Source organism: Psychrobacter sp. CAL346-MNA-CIBAN-0220 (assembly GCF_040309805.1).
Lineage (GTDB): Bacteria > Pseudomonadota > Gammaproteobacteria > Pseudomonadales > Moraxellaceae > Psychrobacter.
The window spans coordinates 37,446-60,587 of the sequence record NZ_JBEOPF010000004.1 but is presented as its reverse complement, the minus strand read 5'-3'; the positions used below and the strand labels follow the sequence as shown (position 1 = coordinate 60,587).

The window sequence follows — 23,142 nt, the reverse complement described above, 5'->3', positions numbered from 1 at the left end:
CAAGCATGGCACAACGCCGTAAACTCACCTATAATATGACGACTAATAACCTGATATATAGTATGGCGCCATGACCACAATTAATTCTACCTCCTCCGACTCTTCTTCTAGTGATTCTATCGCTGAAATATCAGCATCTAATGATAAGCTGCGTCCATTACGAGTGGTATTTGCAGGCACGCCTGAGTTTGCAGCTATCAGCCTTGAGGCTTTAATCAGCCAGCAAGAGGCGCTCAATATAAATATTGTGGCGGTATATAGTCAGCCGGATCGTAAAGCAGGTCGTGGGCAAAAATTGGCTACTTCCGCTGTTAAGCAAGTGGCATTAGCGCATGATATTCCGGTTGAGCAGCCCGCTACCTTTAAAAAATCAGTTGCCGAAGGTATTGCCGCTAGAGAAACCTTACGTATTTATCAAGCGGATGTGATGATTGTCGCCGCCTATGGGCTTATTTTGCCTATTGGGGTGTTAACCATTCCTACTTACGGCTGCCTTAATATTCATGGCTCGCTGTTGCCACGCTGGCGCGGTGCGGCACCTATTCATCGAGCGCTATTAGCTGGAGATAGTGAAACTGGCATCACTATTATGCAGATGGATAAAGGTTTGGATACTGGCGATATGTTGTATAAAGTCAGTTGTGCTATTGAAGCCGACGACAGCGCTGCCAGCCTCCATGATAAGCTAGCAGATCTAGGCGCAACTGCTATTAGCACTGTGTTACAAGATTTGGCCAGTTACCAAGCCCAAGCTAGCGCGCAAGATGACAACGCTGCTAATTATGCCGAAAAATTAATCAAAACTGAAGGTGCTATTGATTGGGTGCAACCTGCTGTTGTTATTGAAAGACAAATTCGCGGGCTGACCCCTTGGCCAGGTGCTTATACCTTTTTAGACGGTCAACGGGTTAAGATTTTAGCCAGTCTGCCAGTTAATACGACCCAGCAAACTGAACAGCCTGCCGGTACGGTAATCAGTGTTGGCCGTAAAGCTATTCTGGTAGCCTGTGGTAAAAACGACATTATAGAAAGCACAGACTCAGCCAGTACTTTATCGATAACCAAATTACAATTTGCCGGTAGTAAACCTGTCAGCGCCGAGCAAATTTGTCATGGCAATCAGCTTAACGATGGCGACTTATTCACCACTGAACTAAACTAATACTTCAAATTAATCAGCTAACGCAGACGCCATAACAGGCACAGGAAATTAAGTAATATGAGACAACCCGCAACCGCGTCCAACAGTCCTAGAAACAATAAGAACAAGCCATCAAGCAACCTTAAGATGGTTGGTAGCGTACGTGTGCGCGTTATCCGTACCTTGCTTGCGATTCAAAATGGCCAGTCACTCTCCAGCGTTCTTGACCCCTTATTAAACAGTCTACACGAAGGCGATAAAGGCTTTGCGCATGCGCTATTATTGACTACCTTGCGCCAGTGGTATGCTCTTGAGCGCTTACTGGATAGCTTAGCAGATAATACGATTGATGAGATTGAGGTGCGCACTACCATCCAAGTGGGATTAACTCAGCTATTATACTTGGAAGTTGCTGACCACGCGGCAATTCATGAAACGGTCGAGGCCGTGAAAGAGATTGATTTTGCCCATGCCTCTGGCCTGGTTAATGCTATTTTGCGTAAAGTCGTTAAGAACACCCACAAATTTCGTAAGAAATGCGATAAAAACCACAGCTTGCCTAATTGGCTCGCCTATCAGCTCAAGCAAGATTGGAGTGAGGAATACTCGGTATTAACTCAAGGATTGCGTCAGCCTGCACCGATGTTTTTACGAGTAAACACTACTATCAATTCAGTAGACGCCTATCAACAAGTGCTAGAACAAGCAGATGTCGCAGCTGAATTGGTCGAAGTGATTAGTGGTTTACAACTGCCAAATCTGACCGATAAAACCGATACAACTATAACAACCCAAGCGTTACGTTTAGAGCAAACTACTGCCGTTAGTGGTTTACCGGCATTTGCGGAAGGTGCTGCTAGTGTGCAAGACATGCATGCCCAGCTTGCTGCGCCGTTAATTAATCAAGCACTTATCAATAAGATAAGTATAGATAGTGACACTACTGAATTACATATTCTGGATGCCTGTGCGGCCCCTGGTGGTAAGCTTGCTCATTGGTTAGAGCTGTTAAATGCAGACAAACAATCATCATTGTTTCATGTGAAACCTAGTGATAAAAGTGATGACAATAACGAAAGTAATGATGAAAATGATGATGCTAATAAGGCGACGGATAGTCGTGCGATTAAGTTAACCGCTATTGATAATGAAGCACCGCGTATTAATCGTATTCATGAAAATCTAGAGCGTCTACATTTAGAGCACTCTGAGCAGATTAAACTTAATGTCGTCTGCGCTGATGCGACAAGATGGCAAGGAACTCACCAATCTAAAAAGCAAAAAGCAGATAAAAATGAAGCCATATTTGATGCCATATTATTAGATTCACCGTGTACTGCTACAGGGGTCATTCGTCGCCATCCTGATATCAGTCTTTTACGCGCCGAAGAAGACGTAAATCAAACGGCATCATTACAAGAAGAGATATTGGATAATTTATGGCCACAATTAAAAGTTGGTGGCTATTTGCTTTACGTAACCTGCTCGATATTAAAGCAAGAAAATGTAGAGCAGATGCAAGCCTTTTTAAACCATCACACAGATGCTACGGCTATTGAATTTACTGAAGCGTGCAACTGGGGTATCGCTCAAGAAGTCGGTCGTCAATGTTTACCGATAGATAGTACGAATGGTGATGGTTTTTATTATGCGTTGCTGCATAAGACGGCTTAATTAGTAGATTCAAACGTAGAAATATTAAAATAAAATCATTGTAGGTAGGGAAGCGCTATGAAATATATCAGTACCCGTGGTCAAACTGAGCCGATGGATTTTAGCGATGTGCTGTTAATGGGGCTTGCCCCTGATGGCGGCTTAATGTTGCCTGAGCATTATCCGCTTATTGACAGCGCCACTCTTGATGAATGGCGTAAGCTCAGCTATCCAAAGTTAGCATTGGCGATTATGCAACGCTTTGCCACCGATATTCCTGCTCCTGACCTACAAGATATCATTGAGCGTACTTATACCACTGAGGTTTTTGGTAGTGCGGATATTGTTCCTGTCCGCAAGCTTGAAGATAACTTATATATTTTAGGCTTATCAAACGGGCCAACCTTAGCCTTTAAAGACGTCGCCATGCAATTTTTGGGCAATGCTTTTGAATATGTGTTGAAGCAAAAAGACGCGCGTATTACCATTATTGGCGCGACCAGTGGTGATACTGGCAGTGCTGCTGAATATGCCCTACGCGGCAAAGACAATATCGAAGTCTTTATGCTGTCACCACATGGCAAGATGAGTGAGTTTCAGCGCGCGCAGATGTATAGTTTGACCGATGATAATATCCATAATATTGCCATTGATGGCATGTTTGATGATTGCCAAGATATCGTCAAAGCGCTACAACAAGATGCTGAATTTAAAGCCGCCTATAACTTAGGAACGGTTAACTCCATTAATTGGGGACGCATCCTAGCGCAAATCGTCTATTATTTTAAAGCCTATTTTGCAGTGACTAGTAGCAATGATGAACAGGTTAGCTTTAGCATCCCATCAGGGAACTTTGGTAATATTTGTGCGGGCCATATTGCGCGCGAAATGGGCTTGCCAATTGGGCGCTTAATAGTCGCTACTAACGAGAACGACGTACTCAATGACTTCTTTAATAAAGGCGCTTATCAGCCACGTCCGACTGCCAAAACCTATATTACTTCAAGTCCGTCAATGGATATCTCCAAAGCCTCTAACTTTGAGCGCTTTGTTTATATGCTATTAGACAAAGACAGCGCCCGAGTTCATGAGTTGTTTGAAGGGGTGAAGTCAGGGCAAGGTTTTGACTTATCGGATTTGATGGAAGCGGTTAATTCGCGCTATGGTTTTGCCGCCGGTAAATCTACTCATAATGATCGTTTGCAAACCATCAAGTCACTCTATGAGCAACATGGTGAGCTGGTCGATCCGCACACTGCCGATGGTATTAAAGTGGCTAAAGAATTACAGCAAGAGGGCGAGATTATCATTTGTGCTGAAACAGCATTGCCGGTCAAGTTTGCTGAGACTATTGTGGAAGCTATTGGGCAGATAGACATTGCCCGTCCTGCTCATACCGAAGGCTTAGAGGATTTACCACAGTATGTGGTTATTTTAGATAATAAAGCGGAGCTGGTTGCTGAACAGATTCGTCAGCATGTTCAGGCAAATTCTGTCTAAATATAAGAAGTTAACTTAACGATAAGGGTTCTGTTTCACGTGAAACAGAACCCTTGCTATTAATATATTTGCGCTATGTTGGTTTGATTTTAAAAATGAACTGCAACAAAGTTTTTTTTGTAAAAAAGTGTTTGATATTATGCTATGGTTTATATCCCTATAGATGTAAAGAAAGTAGCGGATAGCTTTGGCTTGAATGTCGTTACAGGCATAAATGCATATAACGAAATGAATTCTATAAATAGCTAATAATGATCGACTATGACTGTGGCTACAATAATAGCGCCAGCGCTAACCCTTACCTATTATGGATATAACCATGAAAAAAAACCTAAATGTGATAGCAAAAGCGCTGCTAATAACCGCATTTAGTAGTACGTTGCTGATAACTACTGCCCATGCTAACAATCCACCACCGACTATTAAGGCCGATGCACCCAATCGATATACGGTCAAAAAAGGCGATACCTTATGGGATATTTCGGGTCGTTACTTAGATAGTCCATGGCGCTGGAAAGAGATTTGGGCGACCAATAAACAGATCAAGAATCCTAATTTAATCTATCCTAATGACATTCTTATCTTATGCTTAATTCAAGGTAAAACGCTTATTGGTGTCGATACTGGAGAAGGCTGCGCTGGAGTAGAGAAACAACTGAATGACACTATGGTTGCCAATACCGTTGCCATCACATCTACTGCCAATAGTATTCCAGCCATTCCGCGGTCGGCCATTCAACATTGGTTAGATAAAACACTAATTGTCAATCCAAAAGACTTTAATACCACCCCTTATATTTTAGCTTCCAAAAATCGCAACTTAATTACCGCCAGCGGTGACAAAGTTTACGCCAAAGGTGTGCCACTTATCGTCGGCCAGCGTTATGGCGTATACCGTGCAGGCGAGCTGTACGTTGAACCTCTAACCCAACAGGTCATTGGATTAGAGGTCACCCAAGTAGCAACTGGACTGGCCACCAATGTGGCCAGTAATGGCGTGACTAGCTTGCAGCTTACTGACAGCTATGGCAAAGAAGTCCGTGAAGGCGATCGGGTGTTCGTTGAGCTTGATAATGCTATTCCACCAGTTTTCTACCCGACGCCAGCAACGGTCAACCGTGGCGGTATGATCGTCCGCGTCATGGATTCGATCAGCTCAGCGGCACGCGGTAGCGTAGTCGCTATCAACTTAGGTAGTACACAAGGCGCTAAGCCTGGTGATGTATTAACTGTCTATCAAAAAGGACCCTTAGTACGCGATACTATCGATAATGACACTCCGGTGCGTCTACCCAGTGAGCCTGCTGGTATGGTGATGGTGTTTAATACCTTTGATAATATCAGCTATGCTTATGTACTGAGCTCAGAGCTACCACTTGATGTTGGCGATCAACTATTGCCGCCCCCTTATTTATAAGTGCTTAACGTCTAAGCATATAATAAGCTTATCACGGGATAAAAAACTTCTATGAGCGGACAACTTTTATGAGTAGACAGTTATGACGGTAATCCCAGCTACTTTATCAGATAATCAGCGCGCGGTATTGGCGCTATGGTATGAGGTAAATGCGTCATTATCTGCTTATCATAAGCTTGTCACCGCCTTTGGGAGTGCACGGCAAGCGTGGATAGCTAAGGTAGGCGCATGGAAACAGTTGGGCATTCATCACAGCCATCTTAAGCGTCATGAAGAGGAGCAGCAAACCCTCGACAGTATCGATAAAATTGAGCAGGCATTAATAGCTGGTAAGTATCAGTTGTTATTTGCTGAACAGCCGCAATTTCCCGTTCAATTACTGCAAATATTTGATCCGCCGCCGCTATTATTCTGCCGTGGTAATGCAGAAAGGCTGAACCAAGCACAAATTGCGATCGTCGGTAGCCGTAAGCCTACTAACCATGCGCAAAAAACCACCTTTGATATGGCGCAATATCTAGCGCAGGTTGGTTACGTCATCACTAGTGGGCTGGCGATGGGGGTGGATAAACGCGCCCATCTTGGCGCGCTTGCCCAAACTGATCCTGACTATCAAGGACGTACCATTGGCGTCATGGGTACGGGTATCGATATTCGTTATCCCAATCATCATGACCAATTATTTATCCAAATTATTGAGCAAGGTGGCTGCTTGATTAGTGAGCTACTACCGCATACCCAACCGCATAAGCATACCTTTCCACGTCGTAATCGTTTGGTTGCCGGACTCAGCTTAGCCACTATTGTCACTGAAGCCACTATCAAAAGTGGTTCGTTAATTACCGCACGGCTCACCTCCGAGCAAGGCAAACAGGTTTTTGCCATTCCAAGCCACATTGATAATAGCAACGCTGAAGGTTGTCATCATCTGATACGTGAAGGTGCAACCTTGATTTATCACCCTGAACAAGTGCTGAATGATGTCAGCGCCCAACTTAACTATCAGCCCAATCAACTCAAGAGCATTAAAGCTTCAGTCAAAAATCACACCAAGCAACTTACCGCTAGTAAACCAACCAGTATCGCCTCTCAAGTGACTATTTCTGAGCATCTAACGGCTGTTTATGAGCAGCTTGATTGGCATGGACAAGATTTAGATGCCTTGCTGGTATCCACAGAACTGCCACCACCACAATTGATTGGCCAGCTGATGGAGCTTGAGTTATTAGGGGCTATTAGCGTACAAGGTGGTCGTTATTTACGGGTGTAGGTTATTTGCATATTTAATAATTGCGCTTAAAATACCTACGACTTAGTACTTGAGGCGATTTGCTATCGTCACTTCTTTCCTATCTTTTCTGATATGTCACTTTATGAAAAAATCTACGTCTTTAGTAACGCCTTTAACCATTGTTTCCGTTAGCCAAGCGGCGCAGTGGTTAAGCATAGGCAGGTTATTGGTTTATCCCACCGAAAGCGTTTGGGGTATTGGCTGTGATCCATTTAATAGGGACGCAGTACAGCAGTTACTTACGATTAAGCAGCGTCCGATAGACAAAGGAATGATAGTAGTCACGGATAATCCGGAACGTATTAAACCACTGCTAGACCGTTTAAATACTGCACAGCGCCAAGCTGTTCTCGATAGTTGGCAGACATTGCCAAGCGCCAGTACACAGCAAGCACATACTTGGTTATTACCGTTACCTGAACAGCTTGAGATACCTATTCCGACTTGGATTACGGGTGCTCATAATAGCGTAGCAGTACGGGTGATTGCTCATCCTTTAATTCAGCAGTTGTGTGCGCAGCTGGTCTCGCCAAGCAATCCTTATGGCTTTCTGGTCTCGACCAGCGGTAACCTATCTGGGCAACCACCAGCGTTGTCATTAGTGCAGGCACAAAGCTATTTTGTGAGCAAGGACACAAACGATAATGTAGCTGAGCACGTCAGATATTTACAAGGTGATACGTTAGGCTATCAGCTGCCCAGCCAAATCAAAGATGCGCTGACGGGGAAAATACTTAGGTAGTGCTTCAGTCGTGTTCTTGCTATTAATACAGTGTTGTTTCCTGCTTGAATTCAAAGTTATCGATGATCTAAGCTCACTAAATGTTTAAGTGATAATTCCCAATCCCTACAATTGTCCTCTTGTTTTTATATCGTGTTTTTTGCCACACTAAACACATCAATAATTCATTTTCATCGTACTTAATAGGTACGGTTTGAATATTATCAGTAAAATAAAAACATCATAAAACTCTAAGGATAATAGGTCATGAATATACTTATCAGTGGCGGTAGTGGCTTTTTAGGTAGTGCTTTTAGTGACGAGCTTATAAAGCGTTATCAACCACAAAGTAAAGAAGTGCATATCACATGGCTGACACGTGATAGCAGCCAGACGCATCCTGATGCGATTAGCATGATGACTTATAACGAGCTGGCCAAAACCGATAAAAGCTTTGACGTTATATTAAACCTGGCCGGGGCAGGCATTGCCGACTCGCGCTGGAGCGATGCGCGTAAAGAGCAACTGCTTGCCAGCCGAGTTAAACCAACGGAGTCGCTGTTAGCATTTATTGAGCGTAGAAGCGTTAAGCCTAAGTTGTTAGTCAGCGGTTCAGCGATTGGTTGGTATGGTACGCAAGGTGATAAGCCCTTGACTGAAAATAGTGCTTCTGAGGTAGATTTTTCGCATCGTTTATGTGATGAGTGGGAGCAGTTGGCAATAAAGGCCACTGAATATGGTGTGCCGGTGGCTATTGTACGCACAGGCGTGGTTATTCATCCTGCTGGCGGTATGCTTGGTAAGCTGCTACTTCCATTTAAATTGGGACTTGGTGGGCAGTTGGGCGACGGCAAGCAGATCATGAGCTGGATTAGCCGAGAAGATTGGGTTGGGGCCGTTATATTTATTATTGAGCAGCACCTTGCCGACAAAACCAATACCCGGCAGGATAGTGACCCAACTAATGATTCAACCATTGATGACAATACGCTTAAGACACCAGCGATAGTATATAACCTTACCGCCCCTAATCCAGTGACCAATCATACTTTCACCAAAGAGGTCGGTGCATGGCTTCACCGCCCTACCTTTTTCACCTTACCCAGCTCTTTATTAAAATTAATGTTTGGTGAGATGTCTACATTGCTTATTGATGGGCAAAAGGTACAACCACAAGCGCTCCTTAATGCGGGTTATGAGTTTGAACAGCCAACGTTGAAGCAAGCATTAGAGCAGCAAAAATAGTAAAGTAACTAACGTTTCATGTGAAACTTTTCGGGTTCTTGTTAATATATACATATTTAGTAAAATGCCCAAAGTAAGTTTCACGTGAAACAAAATATGAGCAAATTATAAACTCCTAAGAATAACCAGCATAGCGCATTGTAATCACTCTAAAACTGATGAACTAACTTAATAAGTTAAAATAAAAAGTCAGCTATAAAACTCATAAAAAATCAGTAAAAACACCCAATCGATATAGTTAGTTGTCTGATTTTGGCTTAAGATGCAACAGTATTTAAATGAGTAGACCTGTTTATAATGTTTAAGTTTATTATTGTTACCCAAGTATTGGCGCTTACCACCAGTGCTATTCTGTACTGGCTATTACAGATAAAGCGCCGTCGACATATCATCGTCCTTATATCAACCGTTTTTATTATCAATAATATAGTACTGTTTTATGGGCTCAGTAATTTTTGGCGTGACCGTTTTTATGTGTATTTAGTTTTGACTATTTTGCAAGGTTTTATGATTTATGCTGCCTTAATAACGGCAATTATTATTGTCATTTATTATGGATTTTTTAGACAGCCGTGTAGGCCAAAACACATACAAGTTATAGCTGTATTGACCTATATTAGTATTGTCAGCGTGGCCGTATTTAATGCTTATTCCCCTGTTGTGCATCGACTGACCGTGACGACGGATAAGGCTTTGGACAAGCCGTTGACCATGGCACTGGTCTCTGATACGCATTTGGATAGATGGTTTGGTAATCGGCAATTAGACAAACTAGCCAATCTTATCAACGCCCAGAATGTGGATGTAGTGATGTTGGCCGGCGATATTATGAATGACAGCACTCTTTATTATGATAAGACCAACATGCATGAGCACCTATCAAAATTGCGCGCGCCGCTTGGTGTTTATGCGGTATTGGGCAATCATGATTATTCAGGTAATCAGGTACCGATTGCGGCAGCGGTTGAGCGTGCTGGGATAAAAGTAATTGATAATAAAAGCGTGCTATTAAATGACTCCGTATGGCTGGTCGGACGCTCAGATATTACTGACCCGAATCCTCGCCAATCAGCAGTAGATTTATTGGCACCGATTGATAGCGATAAACCGGTAGTATTTTTGGAACATAGTCTTGAATCAATCGATGAATTAAGCCCTTTGCCGATAGATCTTCATTTATCAGGACATACGCACGGTGGGCAAATATTCCCTATGACCACTTATATGCATTGGTTTAGAAACGTAATAGTGCAAGGCTCCAAACTGATTGATGGCACTCAGTTTTTGGTGACTTCGGGTTATGGATTTGGTGCTGTACCTTTTAGATTGGGTACTCGCGCTGAAATTTGGGTCATTACGTTACAGTCTGCAGAACCAACAGCCAATCAGTAACTCTCAATATAGTTTGTTTACAGGCATTTATTCAGGTATTAACATAGTGATAGTGATAATAAAAAGGCTTTAGGACAGACCATGCGCTACGTATTTTTTATTACTATTATTGTGCTCTTACAGTTATTCAGTCTAGGCGCGGCAGTGAGTTTGCAGTGGTGGATACAGCCATGGGCGACGCAAGTACTACAGGCAACACTATTTGTCGTTGTATTTATAATTAGCAATGGTCTGCTACTGCTAAGCGTTAGTAAGCTACTTGCTAACAGTTATCGCTGGGTGAGTGGTTGGATGTTGGTCATGCATTTCATCATGCTGACCGCTGCGCTTACTGGTTTAGTATATGGTGGTTATTGGCTAGTCAGCATGCTTCTTGATAGTCCTATTAATAACTTAGAGATGGTCGAACTTGGACTAAGAGCGTTTGCTTTGTTTGTCTTTGTAGGACTGTTTATTCATGCGCTATATAGTGCGTATATACCCGTAGTTCGAAAATTAACTATTAATATTGATAAGCCCATGCAGGGGCAACTGCGCATCGCGGTGGCCAGTGATTTACACTTAGGGCGTCTGTTCGGTACCCGTGCTATCGATAGGTTGCATGGTTTAGTCAGCCAGTCTCAAGCGGATATCCTATTAATGCCAGGCGATATTATGGATGATAATACCCAAGCATTTTCTGCTTATAATATGGCAGCCAATCTAGCTGAGTTATGTCATAGCCTGCCGTATGGGGTCTATGCCACTCTAGGAAATCACGATTTATATGGTCATGAAAAACCAATTACTCATTCTTTGCGTAGTGCTGGCGTGCAGTTATTAAATGATGAGGTGCTTTGCATAGCGCATCAAGGACAGCCCATTTGGCTGGTGGGACGCTTTGATAATCATAAACGCCCGCGCGCTGCGACTACAGAATTACTGGCGCAAGTAAATACTGCTGAACCGGTGATTTTATTGGATCATCGACCCAGTGACATCACTGAGCATAGTAAGTTACCGATCGATTTACAGCTCTCAGGCCATACGCACAACGGGCAAATATTTCCTGCAAACTTTATTGTCAATGCCATTAACCGCCTAGGTTATGGTTATGAAGCGATTGGCCGCGGTCACTTTGTGGTGTCGTCAGGCTATGGTTTTTGGGGTATACCGTTCCGTTTAGGGTCACGATCTGAGATTTGGTTAATTACGCTGACCGGTAAAGGAGCTGAACCCGCCAGTATCCTTAGATCTTAAAAAAACCATTCGGTTGTGGAAAGTTATTAAGTCTTAAAAAAGCGCAACAGACGCTGCATCTAAATTTCTCTGCTAGTGTCGTCAATACCTACCTTGATATGTCAATCTGATTGCATTGCAGTTTCTGCTGCTAGTAGTTGTCGTACAAACAAGGAAAACTCATTAATAATATAATCGGTCTCGCGCCCAAGTCCTTTATGAATACTCATTAAGTGAATAAAACCATGTGGTGCGCCTAGGACGGTGTAGGTCCGGACGTCACTATTATCTTGTTGTAATTGAGCCGTATAAGCAAGTGCCTCATCGCGCAAAATATCTAATTCAGCGACGACAATATAGCTAGGGCACAAGTGGGTATTATTACCGTTCATAGGCGAGATAAGGGCGTGTGACCGTGTTAAAGCGCTACCCTGCATATAAGCGGTATCAAATACTTCTATATCGTCATGATCAAGTAATAACCCGTCACCATACAACGACCAACTGGGATAGTCAGCCTCAATATCAGTGACGGGGTATAAAGGTAGCTGTGCCAGCGGGCGTGGCAAGTCTTGTAGCAAGGTAGTGACTATCTCACCATCTAGCCCCAGGTTCAGCCATTGAGTAGCAGTTGGTGTGATGACTTGCTGGGCGACCAATATTGCAAGGCATCCGCCTGCGCTATCACCAGATAATACGATACGTGATGATGATGCGCCAAGGGTATGACAATGCTCAGCCAGCCATTTGTAGGCTGCTATACAGTCCATAAGCGCAGTCGGGGCAGGATGCTCAGGTGCTAGTCGGTAGTCAACACTCACTACGACCCAACCCGTCAACGCACAGACTGTATGACAAAATTCATGATGGGTATCGAGACCTCCGATACAAAATCCACCACCATGAAAGAACAACATGGCTATTTTATCGGATTTTTTCTGACCAGTGTCCTCCTCATTACCTTTTTGTCCATGTGTCTGTTTATAGTCCGTTCCTAATTGATAACAGCGAACGGTCATATCACCACCATCAGCATTGGCAATACATTTATCCTGCCAGCTAACTACTGAGTCTCGCACTAACGCACTTTTTTTAGGCTTCGATTTAACATCAATATTAGGCTGTTGCCACACTTTGGGCGCTTGCAGCGCTACCGCGTCAGTGGCAAACTTTTGCCGTAGTTTTATGAGATGTGCCAATTGCAACGGTCGTTTGAGCTTACGATTAAAAGCAACAATTAAGCGTAGGTGGGCATTAGCGTGAGGGTACTGCTCAGCAGTAGGGGCACCCAAATATTGATTAAGTCGCTCAATTAATGGTGCTGGTAGTTCGCCTAAGCCCTTTAAAAAATAATGCAATGCATGCTTTTGGTAACGTGCTGCTGTTGGTCTTCGACGCATGGACTTCTCCCTGTTTTTTTGACAAGGTATCGTGGTTTTTACCGTACTTACTGTTTTTGTAAGCAATGCCTGTAGCGAGGGTATCGGTAGAATAGACATAACAGCCCTTATTAAGTTGATGTCAGTATTGGCTGTGATTAAGCAGCCGTTACTTTGTTTAGCACTATAGTATTTCTTTATTTAGTATTATAGTAAAAGTTAGACACCATAAAGTTAAGCATGACTCGGCAGCAAAACCGTCATTAGAATGATGGGGTATTAATTTGCTATACCGTCTCGTTTTAACAGGCGAACGTTTGTTGGCGTTAATAATAGCGTTTATCCGCGCTTATTATTTTATCTAAAGCAGAAATTCATTACTGTTAGGCTTGAAATTTACCTCCATCACCTTTATCAAGCAGCTATTGAGTTCCGATTACTGTTTTCTAGAATAATAATGCGCCCAAAGGCGATAGCAGATAATAGAAAGGCACAACTACCAGTAACCAGCGGTTCTATACTATTTTAAACTGAATCATCATTAAAAAACATAAGGAGTTATCATGAGCGAGCAAGCCCCCAACCATCAGTTTGACACCCAAGACCCGAAAGCGGCACAAAGCAATATTGATCATGAAGCAAGTATTTTAGAAGAAACCATTAATGAATTTGACCCTAAAAATAACTCAGGAGCGAATGAAACCATCGCAAATGACATCGACCTCCATGCTTTTGAAGCTCGTATCGCTGAGCTAGAAGGCGAAGTGAAGCAAGCTAAAGAAGGAACAGCACGCGCCAATGCTGAAGCTTATAACGCGCAAAAACGCATGGAACAAGAAGCGGATAAAAGCAAAAAATTTGCCCTACAAAAATTTGCGAAAGAGTTATTAGAAATCGTCGATAACTTAGAGCGTGCAGTTGAGAATACGGATGTTAATGATCCAGTCACCGAAGGCGTTAGACTCACACATAAAGCACTGCTGACAGTCCTTAATAAAAATGGCGTTGATGTGGTCGATCCACAAGATGAGAAGTTTAACGCCGACTTACATGAAGCAGTTGGAATCGATCCAGACGCTGAAGCAGATACGGTCGGTACGGTATTGCAAAAAGGCTACAGCTTAAATGGTCGTCTATTACGCCCTGCCATGGTACGTGTTGGTCAATAAACCTTATTAAAAGTAGGGGTATTCACAAAACTTCACATAAAAGAAAAACTTTGCGTGGTCATGGACTTGAAAAAACGACAACGTAAACCGATATAAAGCAACAAGTGACCAGTTATGGTCTGATATGCCAAGCCAAGTACAGGTAGTACGCTTTAGTTAAATGAGCGTCAGTAACCTAGTACGGCTGGCAACACATATAAACATTGAATTATCAAAACAAACTAGGAGCAATTGATTATGGGTAAAGTGATTGGTATTGATCTAGGTACAACTAACTCATGTGTGGCAGTGATGGAAGGCGATAAAGTCAAAATCATTGAAAACGCTGAAGGCACACGTACGACCCCTTCAATCGTCGCTTATAAAGACGATGAGATTCTTGTCGGTCAGTCAGCCAAGCGTCAAGCAGTGACCAACCCGAACAACACCTTATTTGCAATTAAGCGTCTTATTGGTCGTCGCTTTGATGACAAAGTCGTGCAAAAAGACATCGGTATGGTGCCCTATAAAATTGCCAAAGCTGATAACGGTGATGCATGGGTCGAAATTAATGGTAAGAAATTAGCGCCACCCCAAGTTTCTGCTGAAATCTTGAAAAAAATGAAAAAAACAGCAGAAGACTATCTTGGTGAAGCGGTTACTGAAGCCGTGGTTACCGTTCCTGCTTACTTTAATGACTCACAGCGTCAAGCGACTAAAGATGCGGGCAAGATTGCCGGTCTTGATGTGAAACGTATCATTAACGAACCAACGGCTGCCGCGCTTGCTTATGGCATGGATAAAAAACAAGGCGATCGCACCATTGCCGTTTATGACTTAGGTGGCGGTACTTTTGACGTCTCAATTATTGAGATTGCCGACGTTGATGGCGAGCAACAATTTGAAGTATTGGCAACCAATGGTGATACGTTCCTTGGCGGCGAAGATTTTGACTCAGCCTTAATTGATTACTTGGTAAGTGAGTTCAAAAAAGATCAAGACGTCAATCTAAAAGGGGACTCTCTAGCGATGCAGCGTCTCAAAGAAGCCGCAGAAAAAGCTAAAATTGAGTTATCAAGTGCCCAAAGTACTGAAGTCAACTTGCCATACATCACCGCTGACAGCAATGGTCCTAAGCATTTAGTAGTAACCATTAGCCGCTCAAAATTAGAGAGCCTCACCGAAGCGCTAGTTGAGCGTACGATGGGCCCTTGTAAGATTGCTATTGATGACGCGGGTCTAAAAACCAGTGAAATTGATGACGTTATCTTAGTCGGTGGTCAGACTCGTATGCCACTCGTACAGCAAAAAGTACAAGATTTCTTCGGTCAAGAGCCACGTAAAGACGTGAACCCTGACGAAGCTGTTGCTGCTGGTGCAGCGATTCAAGGTGCCGTATTGTCTGGTGACAAAACTGACGTCCTATTGCTTGATGTGACGCCGTTGACCCTTGGTATCGAAACCATGGGTGGTGTGATGACGCCAGTTATTGAGAAAAACACTATGATTCCTACTAAGAAATCACAGGTTTTCTCAACTGCTGAAGACAACCAGCCAGCAGTAACCATTCAGGTCTATCAAGGTGAGCGTAAAATCGCCAACCAAAATAAACAGCTTGGTCGTTTTGACTTAACTGAGATTCCACCAGCACCACGTGGTTTGCCACAAATCGAAGTGACTTTTGACATCAACGCTGACGGTATCATGAACATCTCAGCGACTGATAAAGGGACGGGCAAAGCACAAAGTATCCAGATCAAAGCGGATTCTGGCCTGTCGGATGAAGAAGTTGAACAAATGGTTCGTGACGCTGAAGCCAATGCTGTTGAAGATGAGAAATTTGCAGAGCTTGCGCAAGTTCGCAACGAAGCAGATGGTCGTATCCATGCTGTACAAAAAGCGTTAAAAGAAGCGGCAGATAAAGTATCTGATGATGAAAAATCATCGGTAGAAACCGCTATCTCTGAGCTTGAAATGGCTGCGAAAGAAGATGATCATGATGACATCAAAGCCAAGCTTGAAGCACTAGACAATGCTTTCTTGCCAGTTAGCCAAAAGATTTATGGCGATGCTAGCGCGGGTGCCGAAGGTATGGATCCAAGCCAGTTCCAAGAAGGCGCGGATGCAGCAGCTGATAGCAGTAAAGCTGATGATGATGTGGTTGATGCTGAGTTCACTGAAGTGGACGAAGAAGAGAAGAAGAAGTAGTCTTTCTTAAAAGCAACTTCTTAAAAGCTTAGTTTCTAAAAGCCAGTATTAACTAAAAATAAAAAAACGCACCTTTCGAGGTGCGTTTTTTTATGACTATAATTATGATAGACAGTTTTATAACTTAAAGGCACTAACCATAAGTACTTCATAGGTCAGAGTAACGCAAGGCTGACCATTGTCATCTTGTCCTGCAAACTGCTGCCAATACCCCGCCTCAAACTGTTGTAAACGGCTTTTAGTCCAGATAAATGGCTTAGTGCTGGGTTTGATTTCGGTTCGGCCTGGCGTTTGAATGGCTGTCTGAGATTGAGCCTCTTTTTGCGTTTGATTGGTGGATACGCCAGTAAGTTTCATATGCTTAAGCACATCGTAAGGACGATAAAATTGCAAATCAAAGCGCCGTGTGGTCATTTTAACCTGTCCAAAACCAGCGTTATCCAGCGCCAGTTGCCAAGCGTTGACAGTTGGATATTCTAAACCTTGTCCGGTTAGCGCTTTTATTTGCAAAAAATTCTCTGGTGTAAAGGTATTAAATAGCAGCTGCCCTCCAACTTGTAAGCGTGTCGCTGATTGCGCTATAAAGTTCAATGGATCATCAAACCACTGTACGGCATTGGCGCTAACGATTAGGCTATGCTGATCACCCAAATCTATGGTCTCAGCGTCGCCAATCGCTACGCTTGCGAATTGCTGGGCTAATGCTTGTACTGACGGTAATATTGATTGCAAAGTATCAGTTTGCTGCGCGCCTAATTCATTGATAAGCCATCGCTTGCTTTGTAGATGTGCTGCTAACAGACGGGTCATCTGCCCAGTGCCTGCGCCAATTTCTAACACACTATTTTGCTGTGCATAGGCAATATTTTCTAGCAGTTGCTGACAGACTTGCTGCTGAATATTGGCATGCTGGTCATAATCGCTAGCATGCGCGAAATGACGCGCGATGGTTTGTTTTCTGACGCTAAGACCGTAGGGTGCGGCTTTATGTTTCATAAGGTTTATTGCATCCAAATAAGCCAATCATCGCTTGATAATTGGGCTGACATAAGTGCTAAAAAGGTTAAGCTATAATTGTTCTATTAAGCGCTGGCAGTCCTCATCAGTCAGCGCCGCATTCATAACCAACCGAATGCGAGCGGTGTTGAAAGGAACCGTGGGTGGCCTAATGGGCAAGGCATAAAATCCAGCATTTTGCAGCTGTTGTGCCTTGGTAATAGCGCGTGCATTATCGCCCAATATATAAGGCACAATGGGTGAATCGTAATTCATTTGTGATGTTGTTTGCGTTGTCGAAACTCTATGTTGTGGGTTAATCGCTTGTCTAACCTGTAAAGTCAGTGCCGTTAAATGCTCGCGTTGATGGTTTAATTGCGGCATTTTTTCTAAAATAAAGCGTGTCCACGCATGATTAATCGGTGGTAATGCCGTACTAAAGATAAGTGGACGCATATGGTTAATCAGCCATTGCCTGACCACGTCATCACAAAGAATATAAGCCCCGACTGAGGCAAAGGCTTTACCAAAAGTGCCGACCAAATAATCAATATCCGTCAGCGTTTGGGTTTCTTCCGCCAGCCCCAAACCTTGATTGCCTAAGACCCCAACCGCATGTGCCTCGTCCACATATAGCTCAATACGCTCGTCCGCGGCTTTTAGCTGTACCAACTTACGCAAATCAGCGCGATCACCATCCATGCTAAAAATACTTTCTGTGACGATAATAATGCGTTCAACGGCTGGCTCAGCGTGCTCAATCATCAAGGCTAAGTGTTGATAGTCATTATGCCGATAACGCCGATAAGTGCACAGCTTGCTTTGGCTAAGACGTATCCCATCGATGATACTGGCGTGTACCAATTTGTCTGCTAAGATAAGCGTCTTGACGGGCAAAGCGGTCAGTGCTGGCAAGATGCCAATATTAGCATGATAGCCACTGTTTACCACCAGAGCAGATTTTGGGGATGAGTCTTTGAGCGTACCTGCTGCTTTTTGATACCACTGTTGTAAGTCATTTTCAAGTGCTTGCAATTCCGTATCATTGCCGGTCAGCAACCGTGAGGAAGTGGCGCTCATTTTTGGCATTGATTGCTGTGATATCTGAGTGAGAAATGCCGTTTGTAACTCGCTATCGCTGCCTAAACCTAGATAATCGTTACTGGCAATATTGAGTAATCTTTTTCCTTTATTAGTAACATAGCGTCCGTGATGCTCAAGGTCAGGCAAATGACGATATTGTTGAGAGACCTTTAGGAAATCAAGTGCCTCTTGTAAACGAGAGGTAATAGAGCTGGTCATTTTTTATCGTTCCTTAATAGTTTTTTAATTTTTTCAAACTTAGAATCAATTGAGATGATGTTAAATGAGTAGGAAGTATTGCATAAATCTAGTGGTTGTAACAAAAGATTTCATATCTTAGCCTTTGTAACCTGAGTGATGACAAACACTTGCAAAAGTTAACTCTCAACCTATTAAACACCGACAGAGCGCACGAAATACTTTGTTACTATGTACTCATCGTTAGCAAACAAGGCGATGTGACTATAATAGTCAATATAACTAAATAACTTGTTTGTCAAAATTGATTTTAAGGAGATGACGATGAAAACTCTACAAAAAACTCTATTCGCACTAGCAGCTGGTTCTTTATTGAGTGTAGGTGCGCAAGCAGCCGTCTCTTATGGCAATGGCTATACTGGTCAACCGTACGTTGGTGTAAAAGTTGGTCAGTTCGACCTAGACGTTAATGGGGCTGATAAGCCAACTGCTTATGGTGTTTATGGTGGTTATAACTTTGATCCTAACTTTGGTGTTGAAGCAGAATATGTAGGTTCAGATGATGCTGATTATTACAACAACGGCGACATTGATGCTAAGACCTATGGTGCTTATGGTACCTACCGTTATGCCTTCCCAAACACTGGAATATACGCTAAAGGTAAATTAGGGGTTGCTAAAACCAAAGTAGAAGCCAATACGCTACTAACCTCCTACTCAGATAGCGATACTAGTCTTGCCGGTGGTGTAGGTCTTGGTTATTCAGTAAACCCTAACTTTGGTGTGGAAGCTGAATATGACCTTCTTGGTAGTGATGCTAACCTAATGACAGTTGGCGCTCATCTAAAATTCTAAGATTACTTATTTGACTGCATGTCAACTAAGTAAAATGGGCAGACGACACTATAAAAATATAGTTTAATAAATACAATAATATATTTCTCATAATTGTTATCTAGTCCAGTATTATTAGCCTTTTAATAATACTGAATGCCCAATAAAAATAAAAAAACGACCACTTCATGTGGTCGTTTTTTTGCTTGTTTAAATTTTTGTTTAAACCTTTACTTAAGCTATTGTTAAGTAACTCATTTATTATTATTATTACTATTTTTTAAAGGCCTAATAATCAGTAAAGTATGCTACATTAAAAGCTTGGAATGCACAGGAGAAGACAGCAATGGTTGAAATTATTTATATGATTGAACCCTGGCATTGGTTGGTATTAGGCTTTGGGTTGATGATCGTCGAGATGTTTATTCCGACTTTTGCCAGTCTTTGGTTTGGTACTGCTGCTGTTATTGTTGCTGCTTTGTCGTGGCTATTGCCCATTTCATTATTATGGCAAGTGTTGATTTGGCTGGCTTTATCAGTCGCGTTTCTGTTTGCTTGGGTCAAATATATCCAGCCATTATCGGTAGATCGCACGAAAGCAGGATTGGGTGGCAGCGTCATTATTGGTGAGACTGGCATGATTATAATCAAGCCACAGTCAGATAAGCTTGGACGCGTGCGTTTTAGCGTGCCCATTGTGGGCGCAGATGAATGGTTTTGTCGTACGCGTGACGAAGAGGTTGAAATTGGCGACCGGGTGGTAGTCACAGATATTATTGGTAATGAGCTTATCGTAGCGCTTACCAAACGTATTGCAGCGCCTAGTGTTAACCAACCTAATATTACCCCTGCTATTGGGAGCCGTCCTGTCGCGAGTAAAGTTAACGTTAATAGACTGAATCTTAATAAACCTGATCTTGATAGAGTTCGCCTCAAGAAGAAATTTTTTGATAAGTGACCTATCAAAGCATTGAGTGAGCCACGTTTTATTTAATGGTTTTTTATTTAGTGGCATCGACTATTATGGCCTCGTTCAGGATAGCAAATACTTACCGCACCTTAGAATGATAGATATCTAACAAATACGACATTGCCGAGCCATTTATAGTGATGGTTTAAGGAGAGCCGCATGAATAGCATCATCAATAGCATGAATAGCTTTAGTATCGTTATGTTGGTACTAGTTGCTTTAATTGCCTTTACGGTCTTTAAAGGGGTACGGATTGTACCTCAAGGTTATAAATGGATCGTCCAACGTCTAGGTAAGTATAATCAAACGCTTGAACCTGGCCTGAATTTGATTATCCCTTTTGTGGATACCGTTGCCTCTAAAGTTACTACCAAAGATATCGTACTCGATATTCCATCGCAAGAAGTCATTACCCGCGATAACGTGGTCATTATTGCTAACGCCGTTGCCTATATTAATATCGTTCGCCCCGATAAAGCCGTTTATGGTATTGAAGACTATGAATACGGTATTCGTAATTTAGTACAGACTTCCTTGCGGTCTATCATTGGCGAGATGGACCTTGACAGTGCCTTATCGAGCCGCGATGAAATCAAAGCCAAGCTTAAACATGCTATCTCAGAAGATATCTCCGACTGGGGTATCACCCTAAAGACCGTTGAGATTCAAGATATTAATCCGTCATCGACCATGCAAATGGCGATGGAAGAACAAGCCGCCGCTGAACGTCAGCGCCGTGCTACGGTTACTCGTGCTGATGGTCAGAAGCAGGCCGCTATCCTAGAGGCCGACGGTCGCTTAGAGGCCTCACGCCGCGATGCTGAAGCGCAGGTAGTTCTTGCAAAAGGGTCAGAGGAATCAATTCGACTCATTACCGCAGCGGTAGGAGAGGAGGACATGCCGATTATCTACTTACTTGGGGAGCAGTATATTAAAGCAATTCGTGAATTGGCTGAGTCTGACAACGCGAAAATGGTGGTTATCCCCGCTGATATTTTAAGTACGGTTAAAGGGATGGTCGGTGATAAGTTAAAAGCATAACAAATGACAATTTAACTTCATCCTAGATACTTAATCTCTAAAATAGTCAGTTAGCATTTCATGCGCTGACTATTTTTTTGTCTATAAATTAACAACAAATTGGTATTTATATTGCTTTTTATTGAGCTATGGTTATTTATAATTCATGTTGTTTAAACCGTTAAAGAATATTGATTTAGGAAATTAAAAAATGTTAAAAACCAATAAAAAACAAACAATTGTTAATATAAGTGAGTTTATTCAAGGCAGCCTATTACCTTATAGCGTGATGAATAATAGCGTAATAAACAATCAATTTATAAATGCTGCATATCCTGAGAAAAAATTAGAAATTCGTAATGGTGGTTTTGGCTCAGACGCCGCTGCGCATCCTACCAATACCAACCAGTTTTACGCACTCACTGATCGCGGTCCCAATGCTGATTTTGATGGTAGTGCTGGTAAAGGTAAGCAGTTTCTAACGCCTGACTATACACCGCGTATCGGGCTATTTGAGTTACAAGCTGATGGAAAAATCAAAAAAGTCAAAGAAATTTTACTTAAAGATGCTAACGGTAATCCTATTTCTGGTCTACCCAATCCAAAAGCACTTGGCGGTACTAATGAGATACCTTACGATGTATCAGGCAAGCTAATGACCGTTAACCCTGACTTACCTTTTAATGACCTTACCAACCCAATCAAAAATGATATTAATGGCCTTGATCCCGAAGGTTTGGCGGCATTAACAGATGGTAGCTTTTGGATCAGTGATGAATATGGCCCACATTTGGTACATTACAACGCTGATGGGGTAGAGATTGCGCGTATTAATCCTTTCAGTAGTGATAAGCGTAATACTGTCATAATCGATGGCAACCCAGTTTTATTGCCTACAGAATTCGCTAACCGACGTCCCAATCGCGGTATGGAAAGTCTAACGATCACTCCCGATCAAACGACCTTAGTTGGTGTTATGGAATCGTCAATGGACAATCCGGATAAGTCAGGTCGCCTGTCTAGTTTGACCCGAATGGTCACCATCAATTTAGTCACTGGTCAAATCTCGCAGTATTTATATCGTCTTAATAAAGCGCAATATGTCATTTCTGGGGTGGTAGCTTTAAGCAGCCATGTATTCTATCTGATTGAACATGACCGCGAGTTTCTCCTACAAGTTGCGTCTGCGCAAAAGCATATCTATAAAGTCGATATTACTACCGCCACTGATCTTGAAAAAGTCACCAGTGAAAATAGCGAACTCTATCTTGATAACTATAGTGTTGAGCAAAATAAAAATTTAGGTCTGATGATTGATGGGCAGACCTTAGAACAATTTATTGTCGCTACAGATAGCAATTGGCAAACGTTTGAAAAGATGAACATTAAAGCGGCTGACAAAATCTTAGTAGCCGATGTTATTGCTGCTTTGAATTATCCTCATGATAAGCTCGAAGGCTTGTGGCTGCGTGAAGATGGTTCACTTGGTTTGCTAAATGATGATGACTTTTGTATTACAGATTCGACAATGACAAATTCGGCGATGACGGATGCGAATTATACGGTTGAACAAAAATATCTAGATAAGGAAAAAACGATAGAAGATGCCAATAGGTTATATATTGTGATGCCTAGTGAGTAATGACTCGTGGTTGATGAATTGATTTTCTATATTTTTGCCCAAAAAAAGACCTCTAATTAGAGGTCTTTTTAATTACTCATAGCATC

General features: G+C 42.5%; 17 protein-coding genes and 1 pseudogene. 15 read left to right on the top strand and 3 right to left on the bottom strand.

The window, feature by feature from the left end; all coding sequences use genetic code 11:
• Window positions 1-70 precede the first annotated feature (70 nt).
• The 9 genes from fmt (at window position 71) to AAEY88_RS09170 (ending at window position 11,599) form a co-directional block, all read left to right on the top strand.
• Entirely contained in the window at window positions 71-1,162 is a 1,092-nt protein-coding gene (fmt, locus tag AAEY88_RS09210; protein ID WP_350561675.1) for a methionyl-tRNA formyltransferase, read from the top strand.
• Between the two features lie 57 nt (window positions 1,163-1,219).
• Window positions 1,220-2,815: a transcription antitermination factor NusB gene (locus AAEY88_RS09205; protein ID WP_350561673.1), complete on the top strand. Its 1,596-nt coding sequence runs from the start codon at window positions 1,220-1,222 to the stop codon at window positions 2,813-2,815.
• 57 nt (window positions 2,816-2,872) lie between these two features.
• Window positions 2,873-4,294, top strand: coding sequence for a threonine synthase (thrC, locus tag AAEY88_RS09200; RefSeq protein WP_350561671.1), 1,422 nt, complete (start codon window positions 2,873-2,875; stop codon window positions 4,292-4,294).
• A gap of 319 nt (window positions 4,295-4,613) precedes the next feature.
• On the top strand, window positions 4,614-5,711 hold the full coding sequence (locus AAEY88_RS09195) for a LysM peptidoglycan-binding domain-containing protein (RefSeq protein WP_350561669.1): 1,098 nt from the start codon (window positions 4,614-4,616) through the stop codon (window positions 5,709-5,711).
• An 82-nt stretch (window positions 5,712-5,793) separates the two neighbouring features.
• Window positions 5,794-6,981, top strand: a complete 1,188-nt coding sequence (dprA, locus tag AAEY88_RS09190) for a DNA-processing protein DprA (protein ID WP_350561667.1) — start codon at window positions 5,794-5,796, stop codon at window positions 6,979-6,981.
• Window positions 6,982-7,084: 103 nt separating this feature from the next.
• Complete coding sequence (locus tag AAEY88_RS09185) at window positions 7,085-7,744, top strand: Sua5/YciO/YrdC/YwlC family protein (RefSeq protein ID WP_350561665.1); 660 nt, start codon at window positions 7,085-7,087, stop codon at window positions 7,742-7,744.
• 246 nt (window positions 7,745-7,990) lie between these two features.
• A complete protein-coding gene (locus tag AAEY88_RS09180; protein ID WP_350561663.1) occupies window positions 7,991-8,968 on the top strand; it encodes a TIGR01777 family oxidoreductase in 978 nt (325 codons plus the stop codon).
• A 297-nt stretch (window positions 8,969-9,265) separates the two neighbouring features.
• Complete coding sequence (locus AAEY88_RS09175; RefSeq protein WP_350561661.1) at window positions 9,266-10,360, top strand: metallophosphoesterase; 1,095 nt, start codon at window positions 9,266-9,268, stop codon at window positions 10,358-10,360.
• A gap of 81 nt (window positions 10,361-10,441) precedes the next feature.
• Window positions 10,442-11,599: a metallophosphoesterase gene (locus tag AAEY88_RS09170; protein WP_350561659.1), complete on the top strand. Its 1,158-nt coding sequence runs from the start codon at window positions 10,442-10,444 to the stop codon at window positions 11,597-11,599.
• A gap of 101 nt (window positions 11,600-11,700) precedes the next feature.
• On the opposite strand, the gene AAEY88_RS09165 is transcribed toward AAEY88_RS09170, so the two are convergent.
• Window positions 11,701-12,978, bottom strand: a complete 1,278-nt coding sequence (locus AAEY88_RS09165; protein ID WP_350561657.1) for an alpha/beta hydrolase — start codon at window positions 12,976-12,978, stop codon at window positions 11,701-11,703.
• A gap of 542 nt (window positions 12,979-13,520) precedes the next feature.
• Between AAEY88_RS09165 and grpE the strand changes: the two genes are divergently transcribed.
• Entirely contained in the window at window positions 13,521-14,126 is a 606-nt protein-coding gene (grpE, locus tag AAEY88_RS09160; RefSeq protein ID WP_350561655.1) for a nucleotide exchange factor GrpE, read from the top strand.
• 237 nt (window positions 14,127-14,363) lie between these two features.
• Window positions 14,364-16,313, top strand: a complete 1,950-nt coding sequence (gene dnaK / locus AAEY88_RS09155; RefSeq protein WP_350561653.1) for a molecular chaperone DnaK — start codon at window positions 14,364-14,366, stop codon at window positions 16,311-16,313.
• A gap of 117 nt (window positions 16,314-16,430) precedes the next feature.
• On the opposite strand, the gene AAEY88_RS09150 is transcribed toward dnaK, so the two are convergent.
• Window positions 16,431-17,309 carry a methyltransferase domain-containing protein gene (locus AAEY88_RS09150; RefSeq protein ID WP_350561651.1) on the bottom strand — a complete coding sequence of 293 codons (879 nt, stop codon included), beginning with the start codon at window positions 17,307-17,309 and terminating at the stop codon, window positions 16,431-16,433.
• Window positions 17,310-17,381: 72 nt separating this feature from the next.
• Window positions 17,382-18,611 carry an 8-amino-7-oxononanoate synthase gene (locus AAEY88_RS09145; protein ID WP_350561649.1) on the bottom strand — a complete coding sequence of 410 codons (1,230 nt, stop codon included), beginning with the start codon at window positions 18,609-18,611 and terminating at the stop codon, window positions 17,382-17,384.
• Window positions 18,612-18,914: 303 nt separating this feature from the next.
• Here AAEY88_RS09145 and AAEY88_RS09140 point away from each other — a divergent pair, with 303 nt between their 5' ends.
• From AAEY88_RS09140 to AAEY88_RS09125, 4 genes and pseudogenes are all read left to right on the top strand, one after another.
• Window positions 18,915-19,445: a porin family protein gene (locus AAEY88_RS09140; protein WP_350561647.1), complete on the top strand. Its 531-nt coding sequence runs from the start codon at window positions 18,915-18,917 to the stop codon at window positions 19,443-19,445.
• 325 nt (window positions 19,446-19,770) lie between these two features.
• Window positions 19,771-20,223 (top strand): annotated as a pseudogene (locus tag AAEY88_RS09135) (NfeD family protein); the annotation flags it as partial.
• A gap of 351 nt (window positions 20,224-20,574) precedes the next feature.
• Window positions 20,575-21,435, top strand: coding sequence for an SPFH domain-containing protein (locus tag AAEY88_RS09130; RefSeq protein WP_350562055.1), 861 nt, complete (start codon window positions 20,575-20,577; stop codon window positions 21,433-21,435).
• A 190-nt stretch (window positions 21,436-21,625) separates the two neighbouring features.
• Entirely contained in the window at window positions 21,626-23,056 is a 1,431-nt protein-coding gene (locus AAEY88_RS09125; protein ID WP_350561645.1) for an esterase-like activity of phytase family protein, read from the top strand.
• Window positions 23,057-23,142: the final 86 nt, after the last annotated feature.

Bases quoted from the DNA above. Each gene is read 5' to 3' on its own strand.
- AAEY88_RS09165 (WP_350561657.1), bottom strand. From the start codon at position 12,978: ATGCGTCGAAGACCAACAGCAGCACGTTACCAAAAGCATGCATTGCAT.
- AAEY88_RS09150 (WP_350561651.1), bottom strand. From the start codon at position 17,309: ATGAAACATAAAGCCGCACCCTACGGTCTTAGCGTCAGAAAACAAACC.
- AAEY88_RS09145 (WP_350561649.1), bottom strand. From the start codon at position 18,611: ATGACCAGCTCTATTACCTCTCGTTTACAAGAGGCACTTGATTTCCTA.
- AAEY88_RS09205 (WP_350561673.1), top strand. From the start codon at position 1,220: ATGAGACAACCCGCAACCGCGTCCAACAGTCCTAGAAACAATAAGAAC.
- dprA (WP_350561667.1), top strand. From the start codon at position 5,794: ATGACGGTAATCCCAGCTACTTTATCAGATAATCAGCGCGCGGTATTG.
- dnaK (WP_350561653.1), top strand. From the start codon at position 14,364: ATGGGTAAAGTGATTGGTATTGATCTAGGTACAACTAACTCATGTGTG.
- thrC (WP_350561671.1), top strand. From the start codon at position 2,873: ATGAAATATATCAGTACCCGTGGTCAAACTGAGCCGATGGATTTTAGC.
- AAEY88_RS09140 (WP_350561647.1), top strand. From the start codon at position 18,915: ATGAAAACTCTACAAAAAACTCTATTCGCACTAGCAGCTGGTTCTTTA.
- grpE (WP_350561655.1), top strand. From the start codon at position 13,521: ATGAGCGAGCAAGCCCCCAACCATCAGTTTGACACCCAAGACCCGAAA.
- AAEY88_RS09170 (WP_350561659.1), top strand. From the start codon at position 10,442: ATGCGCTACGTATTTTTTATTACTATTATTGTGCTCTTACAGTTATTC.
- AAEY88_RS09175 (WP_350561661.1), top strand. From the start codon at position 9,266: ATGTTTAAGTTTATTATTGTTACCCAAGTATTGGCGCTTACCACCAGT.
- AAEY88_RS09195 (WP_350561669.1), top strand. From the start codon at position 4,614: ATGAAAAAAAACCTAAATGTGATAGCAAAAGCGCTGCTAATAACCGCA.
- AAEY88_RS09130 (WP_350562055.1), top strand. From the start codon at position 20,575: ATGAATAGCTTTAGTATCGTTATGTTGGTACTAGTTGCTTTAATTGCC.
- fmt (WP_350561675.1), top strand. From the start codon at position 71: ATGACCACAATTAATTCTACCTCCTCCGACTCTTCTTCTAGTGATTCT.
- AAEY88_RS09125 (WP_350561645.1), top strand. From the start codon at position 21,626: ATGTTAAAAACCAATAAAAAACAAACAATTGTTAATATAAGTGAGTTT.
- AAEY88_RS09180 (WP_350561663.1), top strand. From the start codon at position 7,991: ATGAATATACTTATCAGTGGCGGTAGTGGCTTTTTAGGTAGTGCTTTT.
- AAEY88_RS09185 (WP_350561665.1), top strand. From the start codon at position 7,085: ATGAAAAAATCTACGTCTTTAGTAACGCCTTTAACCATTGTTTCCGTT.